The sequence below is a fragment of the Nodularia sp. UHCC 0506 genome (assembly GCF_034931045.1).
Lineage (GTDB): Bacteria > Cyanobacteriota > Cyanobacteriia > Cyanobacteriales > Nostocaceae > Nodularia.
The window spans coordinates 49324-58317 of record NZ_JAYGHH010000009.1; the positions used below are offsets into that span (position 1 = coordinate 49324).

At 38.8% G+C, this 8994-nt stretch carries 9 protein-coding genes; 3 read left to right on the forward strand and 6 right to left on the reverse strand.

Annotation, left to right across the window (positions count from 1 at the left end; genetic code table 11):
- Positions 1-996: single-stranded DNA-binding protein (gene ssb, locus VB654_RS08455; RefSeq protein WP_323213274.1), on the forward strand; the 996-nt coding region annotated here is incomplete at its 5' end.
- Between the two features lie 211 nt (positions 997-1207).
- On the opposite strand, the gene VB654_RS08460 is transcribed toward ssb, so the two are convergent.
- From VB654_RS08460 to VB654_RS08475, 4 genes are all read right to left on the reverse strand, one after another.
- Complete coding sequence (locus VB654_RS08460) at positions 1208-1435, reverse strand: hypothetical protein (protein WP_323213275.1); 228 nt, start codon at positions 1433-1435, stop codon at positions 1208-1210.
- 364 nt (positions 1436-1799) lie between these two features.
- On the reverse strand, positions 1800-2402 hold the full coding sequence (locus tag VB654_RS08465; protein ID WP_323213276.1) for a type II toxin-antitoxin system PemK/MazF family toxin: 603 nt from the start codon (positions 2400-2402) through the stop codon (positions 1800-1802).
- 1 nt (position 2403) lies between these two features.
- Positions 2404-2883, reverse strand: coding sequence for a type II toxin-antitoxin system antitoxin SocA domain-containing protein (locus VB654_RS08470; RefSeq protein ID WP_323213277.1), 480 nt, complete (start codon positions 2881-2883; stop codon positions 2404-2406).
- A gap of 486 nt (positions 2884-3369) precedes the next feature.
- Positions 3370-4041 carry a cation:proton antiporter gene (locus tag VB654_RS08475; RefSeq protein WP_323213278.1) on the reverse strand — a complete coding sequence of 224 codons (672 nt, stop codon included), beginning with the start codon at positions 4039-4041 and terminating at the stop codon, positions 3370-3372.
- Positions 4042-4296: 255 nt separating this feature from the next.
- Here VB654_RS08475 and gndA point away from each other — a divergent pair, with 255 nt between their 5' ends.
- Positions 4297-5727 (forward strand): NADP-dependent phosphogluconate dehydrogenase, encoded by a 1431-nt coding sequence (gene gndA / locus VB654_RS08480; RefSeq protein WP_323213279.1) that lies wholly within the window; start codon positions 4297-4299, stop codon positions 5725-5727.
- A gap of 331 nt (positions 5728-6058) precedes the next feature.
- Here the strand turns inward: gndA and patX are convergent, their stop codons facing one another.
- Both patX and VB654_RS08490 read right to left on the reverse strand, forming a co-directional pair.
- Positions 6059-6292 carry a heterocyst-inhibiting protein PatX gene (gene patX, locus VB654_RS08485; protein WP_323213280.1) on the reverse strand — a complete coding sequence of 78 codons (234 nt, stop codon included), beginning with the start codon at positions 6290-6292 and terminating at the stop codon, positions 6059-6061.
- Between the two features lie 107 nt (positions 6293-6399).
- Positions 6400-8175 (reverse strand): FAD-dependent oxidoreductase, encoded by a 1776-nt coding sequence (locus VB654_RS08490; protein ID WP_323213281.1) that lies wholly within the window; start codon positions 8173-8175, stop codon positions 6400-6402.
- 150 nt (positions 8176-8325) lie between these two features.
- Here VB654_RS08490 and VB654_RS08495 point away from each other — a divergent pair, with 150 nt between their 5' ends.
- Positions 8326-8655: a helix-turn-helix transcriptional regulator gene (locus VB654_RS08495; protein ID WP_323213282.1), complete on the forward strand. Its 330-nt coding sequence runs from the start codon at positions 8326-8328 to the stop codon at positions 8653-8655.
- The last annotated feature ends 339 nt before the right edge of the window (positions 8656-8994 follow it).

Here is an 8994-nt window from a genome sequence, read left to right on the forward strand (position 1 = left end):
CTTGCTGCTCAAAGAGAATTACCTAATAACTGGAGAGAAGAATTAGCAGGATGGAAATGTAAATTTATGGATAGTATTATTAAACTTGATATTACTGAACCTAAGCGAATTAAATTACCTCATATATTTTTAGCTATACTCAAGCATTTTCTGAGTATGATTGGTAGCAATAGTAATGATCAAGATTATAATCCTTTAAAATATTTAGAAATTTTATATACTCACCAAAATTATGATGAAGATCCACATCCTTTAAAAATATATGATCCTGTTAAAGATAAACTACCCAATTCTCCTAAAGAATCACCAACAATTATAAATTTTTGTGAAACTTTGAATATTTTATATAGTCGCAGAGAAAATCTGAAATTAAATGAGTTTGTAAAATTCCATTTTCAAGGTAAAGGATTATTACAAGGACAAAAACAAAAACCTAATGATGAGAAAAGAAAAATTTTAGCCTATTGTGGTAAATGTGGTTATCCTCATATCATTAGGAATGAAGAACCTGGTAAAGATAATATATGTAAGATATGTAAGAGGAATAAGCGTGATTTTCTAATTTGTCCTAAATGTCAATATTGTCGTTCTGAATGGTTAGAAAATAATCAAGGTAAAAATATTAAAATCGATTATTGTCCTGGATATATAGAAAGAACTGAAAAAAAGCCTGTAGATATTCTAGGTTTAAACGTCGTCAATTTAGTAGGTAGAGTAGGTAAAGATCCAGACGTTAAATATTGTGAAGATGGAAAAATAAGATATTGTAATTTATCTTTAGCTGTGAACCATCGTATTAAAAACGATGATAAACCTGATTGGTTTAATTTAATGATTTGGGGAAAGACTGCGGAAATTGCAGCGAAGGATGTACGCAAAGGTAGTCTAATTGCCATTCAAGGAGCTTTGATTTTTGATACATGGATAGATACTAAAACAGAAACTCATCGTTCTAAACCTGTTATTCAAGTTGAAGAATTATATATTTACAAGTAAGAAAACTATTCAGAGAATACTATGGATTTATTCTCACTTCATGTCCAAAAACCTGAAACAACACAATTTTGTTCATACAGATAATAGACATCTCCAGACATTAAATATGCGTTTCCTGTAAATCTTGTAAACAGATACAATGCAACGTCTCTACATTCTTTTTTGGAGATGTCTGTCTAATGGTAAATTTATATAATCCGCAATTTCTAAGCTATTTAGACTTTTTCCCACTAAATAAAAAACCCCCTGCAATAGCAGCACCAATGGCTACTGGCATGGTTAAAGGACAACCTAGTGCTACAGCCCATAAAGCACTTATGCTAACAGATGCGGTAGCACCAGCAATAACACCGGATGAAGTTCCTTGTTTTTCAACAGCAATTTTTATAGACTCTCCAGTGAAGTGTTCCAAACCTTGCTTTACATAATCAGGATTCATAATTTACTAAGTTCCAGAAATATCTTGATATTCAGAATTATACATTAGTAGTGACAAAAACTAATCTGGAAACTAGAAAAATAAGTTGCTAAATATTAAAGCGGAATAGGTTTCTTATAAAGATGCAGGTAAGCCTGTAATTCCCGTATGGTTGAACGAAATTTATCAACGGTTAGGGCGTGTTTTCAAAGTCTAGAAGTAGGTTGGGTTAAGCGCAGCGCAAACCAACGAAGCAAACCAAATATTGGGTAAAGTTTGGTTTCTCAAAACCTCAAACTAACCTATATTTAGGTCTAATTTGGAAACCAGCTAAATGTATAATATTACATAAATGATTAGTTTTTAACGTTAAATGTCCTATTTATTATGAGCCTAAATTGTTAATTAATTCTTCTACCGCCAATTTTTTTGTATCTTCAGGTAGATAATCAAAAACTTTTTTCAAAAGTTCTGGAGAAGCATTTTGAACAAACCAGTCTTCACTAGGGTTATCTTGAATATCCAAAAAATACTTTAATCGTTCTTCTATAGCCTCTCTATCTGGTTTATCTAATTGTCCAATTCGATTTAACCAATTCTCTGATGAATCTTTGAAGCAATTAGCATCAACAGTACATATTTGATGAACTAAAGCATAAGAATTTTTATCAAGCCTATTTCTAATTGTAGAGTTAATTGGATATGTGGTTGGTAAACCATTAAATGTTGTTTGTGAAGTCAGAGGAATAACGGAATAAGTTGCTATATATCCAGACTCATCTTGAAATTGATCACTTGTCCAAATAATATAGGGATGTGTTCCTCTAAAAACCCTGCTTGAATTAATATCTTCACTACAAGTTTGGCATTCTACTTCACCTGGTGCATCTAAATTATAAATATGAACATGACCCAGTTTGCAACGAAGAGATACCCTGTAGGGATTTATGGAATAGATCCAACCCTGTTTAGGTCTTTGTCCAGCCACTTTACAACCCTAATTCACTAACTAACTTTTCTCTTTCTGCCTGTAAATTAAGTTTAACTTTTTCTTCTGGCTTATGAGTGTTTTTTGCTTCCAGCATTGGAGCAGTATCATATACGTAATCCAGTAGCTGATCTAGTTTATCTGCACCAGCCCACTCTCTGCGAATATTATCCAGCACAAACTTAATGCTGAGAGGTATTTGCAAATCATCTACCTGAGCAGCTTGATTCACAGGTTTAATATATGTTGCATTATACTGAGATTCTTGAATAATCTCTTTCCCATTCATTTGATTTAAAGCAGTATCTATACCCTCATTCCAAGGGCCAAATTGATAATAACGCCAATCTAGATCAGTCAGTTGCTTTCCTGTCCATTTAATGGAGTAAAGATCAGCTAAATACAAAAACTTAATCAGCTGTGTTTTGGTAATATACCCTTTTGTTGCGTAGACAAAATATTTTATGAGTTTATCCAACATAACTCTTCTCTCCTGTTTACCATAAGATGCTCTAATTAATTTACTGTATAAACATAAATATAAATAATCATGCTTTGAAAAACCCTCAATAAAGTTTTCATAAGTTTAGATCGCTTAATTATAGTTTTTTTATCCAATCTCTAACGCTTTTTGGACTATTTGCCCTAGCAGATAGTTCGTATGTACTAGGATAGCATCCTGTTATAGAATTACTGTTAGCTACACAATTTTTGACTAAAACTTGGGAGCAAGCGAAGCTACGCTAACGCGCTCAGTATCCATAATAGTCTTCTGATGTTCTACCATCTCCCCAAACGAGACAAAACACCTGTGACACCAACCATCAACCCACAAAGCCGGAACTTTAAACCTCGCCCCGAAATGGGGACATTCTGACAGCAAACTCAATTTATGGCGATCGCACCCCTGCGTTACCTTCAACTCTCCGTAAGCTTACACGCTGTAGGCAAATGCGATAATTAATTATCATGATTCTTCTGGTTGTGTTTGCGGCAACTGCTCCAGCATTCGGTGCAGAATGAGGGGAGTGACGATACTAGTCACAGCACATACGGCAACCATAGCAGCAAATACCTGTGGAGAAATTGCCCAATTCCCCAATGACAGACCTCGTTGCATGATAATTAAGGTGATTTCGGCTCTGGGAACCAAGCTGACACCTAGTAATATCCCTCCAACCCATCCGGTCATAAATACCGCAGGTACACCAGCACCAATAATTTTACCCAATACGGCTACAATCAACAAAGCACTACCCAAACCGAAAGCCGTTGTTAAGGCATGAGGCTCGATTTGCAAACCGATGCCAATAAAGAAAAACGGAACGAAAAATTCATAAAGTGTGGTGAAAGAAGTATCTAATTTGACGGCTTCTGGATCACGGCTAAACACAAGTCCAGCAAAAAAGGCTCCGATAGCCACCGAAAATCCTAATAAACCAGCGATCGCCGCAACAATAAATCCAATACTAGCCACAGTCAACATCGGATCTGGGGGTTTTTCAATCCTCCTGACAAAATCTGTAACTGCTGACTCAAAATTCCGTGAAAATATGTAACAAAAAGTAGCAAATAAGATAGATTTAAAAAAGAAAATTCCGGCTGTTTGAGCGAGAATGGGGGCAAGAGAAGCATCCACACTGTTTTTAACGTAGGTGCGATGGGCAAAGCCCCGCCTTGGGCGATCGCAAACAGCAACGCCATCAAAATCACACCGGAAATATCATCTTGCAAGAAATTAATCCCATACTAAAACTTGCCACAATTAATTCTTTGTGCTAATTGTAAATTTTTGCAGTTTATTCAAGTCTTAAGGTCTTCTTTAGGAGAGAAGCCAAAATCTCGGTCTACCCTAAAGATAAAAGGATCTGCAAGAGTTAGCCAAACATAATTTATGACACTACAAAGCTTTGGTGTGATTGGATTAGCCGTAATGGGCGAAAATATAGCGCTCAACGTTGAGCGTAATGGCTTCCCAATTGCAGTTTATAACCGCTCCAGAGAAAAAACGGATGCGTTTATGGCGCAACGCGCCCCAGGAAGGAACGTCAAAGCCGCCTTTACCTTAGAGGAATTTGTCGCATCATTGGAACGTCCCCGCAAAATTCTGGTGATGGTGCAAGCTGGTAAGCCAGTGGATGCGGTGATTGCCCAACTCAAACCCTTGCTAGATGAAGGCGATATCATTATTGACGGTGGTAACTCTTGGTTTGAAGATACAGAAAGACGTACTCAGGAATTAGAACCTGCTGGATTGCGGTTCTTGGGTATGGGTGTCAGTGGCGGTGAAGAAGGTGCGCTCAATGGCCCTTCACTCATGCCTGGTGGTACTCCCAGTTCTTATGAGTATCTATCTCCCATTTTCAACAAAATTGCTGCCCAAGTCGATGATGGCCCTTGTGTCACCTATATTGGCCCTGGTGGTTCTGGTCACTATGTGAAAATGGTACACAACGGTATTGAGTACGGCGATATGCAGTTAATTGCAGAAGCCTACGATTTGCTCAAAAATGTGGCTGGATTAAATGCAACTCAGCTACATGAAGTGTTCACGCAATGGAACACCACAGATGAACTCAATTCGTTTTTGATTGAGATTACATCGAATATTTTCCCTTACGTTGACCCTGAAACCAAAAAACCCTTGGTGGATTTAATTGTTGACGCAGCCGGTCAAAAGGGAACTGGTCGTTGGACTGTGCAAACTGCTTTGGAATTGGGTGTAGCCATTCCCACAATTACCGCCGCAGTTAATGCCCGGATTATGTCTTCGATTAAAGATGAACGGGTAGCAGCATCTAAGAGCTTGACAGGCCCTAGCGCTAAGTTTGATGGCGATGTCAAGGACTTTATTAACAAGGTTCGTGATGCTCTTTATTGCTCCAAAATCTGTTCTTACGCTCAAGGTATGGCACTGTTATATACAGCTTCCAAAACCTACAACTGGGATTTGAATCTGAGTGAAATGGCGCGGATTTGGAAAGGTGGTTGTATTATTCGGGCTGGCTTCTTGAATAAGATTAAGAAGGCTTTTAACGAAAATCCTGCATTGCCTAACTTGCTACTAGCTCCCGAATTTAAGCAAACTATTCTTGACAGACAAGATGCTTGGCGGGAAGTCATTATGACAGCAGCAAAAGTGGGAATTCCAGTTCCTGCTTTTAGTGCATCTTTGGATTATTTTGACAGCTATCGCCGCGATCGCCTACCTCAAAACTTGACCCAAGCACAACGCGACTACTTCGGCGCACACACTTACAAACGTCTTGATAAGGAAGGAACATTCCATACTGAGTGGGTTCCCATCGCTGAAGCTAAAAAGTAAACTGTCACGCCTTCATATTGGCAGATTGTGAAAGTTGCCAGTTTTTAGGTTAGATATTTAAAAGTGACTCTGAATATTCAGAGTCACTCTCTTTATATAAGCGTTTCATCACATCATTGCATGGAATATGCGCGTACCGAAGGCCGGAAAGCCATCGCCTGATAATTGAGATTTAATGAGATTAGGGATGCAACAGTGTTGATTGGGTGCAAATGTACCGTTAATATTTCAGTTTTATATCTCTGCTAGAGAGGCAGTACTTGATTCCCTGACAATTAAACAACTGCTGATTTAAAAAAAACACGACACGAAGAGATATCCTCACTAGAGGTTAAGCATTACTGCCAGAACTTTTGATGAAATTGATTCGTCCACTACCACGATGTAGCATTGGGCCTTCTGACTCGCTCAGTTGTACTTGATACATAGATAAATCCAAGGGCAACTGTTGCACACTAGAAGTAGATAGCAACATCTGTGATAAGCGATTTACCTTTGCTGGGCAGTTAAAAGCTAAGGAACTGAAAACCAAACTCGAAACTAAAAGTGAAATCGTAGCTCGCATAACAGATGTTTATTTTAGAACTCTCTTATCTATTGCTACGGATCTTTATCTAGCATATCCGGAAAAATGATCAAAAAGTAGTCTGTTTTACTGAAAATAAATTACTTTCACGCTACTTCAACATTTTCAGCCAATAACCAATGACCAGCATGATTTAAGTGACCCCAAATAGTCAGCAACTGCTCATGCACAGCCGCTTTTAGTTGCTCTTGTATATGCGATCGCAAAGTTACAAGCTGCCAAGTTTGACCATCATAGGCCGCTGGCGCAGTGATAGTGAAACAGTAATTTTGCTGATTTATCCGCCGGAAAATCCCTGTAAAACAATCGCTTTTACGTGTTAATGCTTGGTCTTCTTTTAAGTAATTACACGTATTAAGCAATGAGCTAGGGTAATTGCCATTTAATGGATAGGCTTGCGGGTTATTTAAGTAATACACTTGCGAATTTAGCCATTCCGGATTTTGGGTTGAGATATCTAAGTTAAATAGAGGTACAAGCATCGCAGGATCTGGTAAAGATTTTAACAAAGCATTTTGTAGTTCCTTGACAGATAAATCCCTTGGCTGACAGTTCAACTCAATGCACATAGCCGCCGCCATTCCCGCCGCTTGACCAATACCCATAACTACAGGTTGTAATCTAGTTGCACCATTAGCAATATGAGATACCGAAATATTCTTTTCACAAACTAAAAAACCATCTGTTTCCACAGGAATTAGAGAACGGTAAGGAATAGTAAAAGGTGTACCAGTCCAACGTCCCCCCCAACGCATTGATTTTGGTTGCAGTGGCAAGTCGAAACCAGGATAATGATGATCGTTGGCATAGTTACCCACAGCAATGGCATCAGGGAACAGAGATGCTACCTGACCCCCAGCCATTGGCAAAATATCCTGTTCTCGCACAGTAGTTAGTCCCACCAAGCGGCGACTCTCACGGTAATAAGGATGCAATGCAAAAGCAGCAGCTGTACAAGGAAAAACTGATTCAGCCAAACCATAGCGCTTACCCAAGTTTTTTTGGATAAAATGGGCAAAATTTTGGCTATGCCAGCGAGATTCTTGTAAAAATTCTTGTTTGGCTACTTCTGACTCAATTAATCGTCCTACACCTTCGCCATAGTCATTACCACAGATCGGCCAATTAATCATAAATCGATTTCCTGGCCAGCGTCCATAATTCAAAAATTTTTCTGCACCGTAGTTATCCCACGCACCCGCAAACAGACTCGGATCATAATTAGGCGCTGGTGGAATTTCGGGAGCAACATCTTCACCAAAGTCTTGCATCACCACGACCCAAGTCGGGGCTTGCACTGGATAACTTTGTGTGAGCAGATTAAAATCTGCGGGGGCGCTTATTTCTCCCCACTCAGATTGCAATTCCCAGCCCCAACGGTGAGGTATTTCCCCCAAAGCCAATAAATCGCCTAATTCTGTACTATCAAGAATAATCTTGGCTGTAACGGTGAAGTCTGCAAACCTGACACCAGTTATACAATTTTCTTGCTGCAACACTTCTAAAGGCACTTGTCCAGAAATCCAATGCAGATTTGTTAACTCCTGCACCCAGTCTGCAAAAATCTCGGCTCCAATACGGGGATCATAACTAAAAAAGCTCACCCAGCTATTATTTAAGCCGAATGGTTGACGTTGCCGTAATTCTTGTAAAAATGCGCCCCATAATCCGGTTTGAAATGCGACTAACTCATTACCATCAGGTGCAGATACTCCAGCAGAGGTGAGCATTCCCCCTAACCACGGAAATTCACTCACCAGGATAGTTTTTGCTCCCCGTCGCGCCGCTTGGATAGCCGCAGCTGTTCCTCCGGTTCCTCCACCCACAACTAAGATATCTGCTGTATATATTTGTTGAATCATATTGATATTATTTAGATAAGTCAGCTTGACTAATCAATATCTATCATGAGTAGGCGATCGCTTCATGTTTTTCGCTGGCGCTATAGGCTTAAACGAGCAAAGGCTCATCATTTGGAAAACTACAGCAAACAGAACAAAGGAGAGTAAGGGATGAATCAGGAAATTAAAGTGCAAGCCAGCAGTGGTAATATCTTTGCTGACTTAGGTTTAGAAAACCCTGATGAGTTGCTTGTCAAGGCAGAACTTGCTCGTAAAATCAGCAAAATTATTACTCAGCAAAAGATGTCGCAGGCTGAAGCAGCAGAACTTTTGGGGGTTGACCAACCTAAAATATCTGCCTTAATCAATGGTAAGTTATCGGGCTTTTCAACTGTGCGATTATTTCGCTTTTTGAATGCTTTGGGTCGAGACGTGGAAATCGTAGTCAAAAATAAACCTCAATCTCGCTCACAAGCTCAAACACGGGTTGTTACTCCGTAAATTGGACATAAAACAACATCTCCTTGAACACTAAAAGTAATGTAAAAATATGCCATTAAACTAAATCATCTTGAGCAATTTCTCAATCAATTTGTTCGGGATTTTGTTCGTAGTAATGCCAAGCTGCACTTAAATATTCCGCAGTCAATCCAGCATAATTTGCCAATAATAAATGAAATTCCTTCTGCCTGAATCTCTCCTAGTAATGGACAATTCCATTCAGGCTCTTAATTAGCGTCTATTTATCTCTAACGATAACAGATATCTATGAGGATATTTTTTGAGTTTGATTAACGTTTGGTTTATTTCAATGTCTTAATAGCGTATGCTATATCAAAT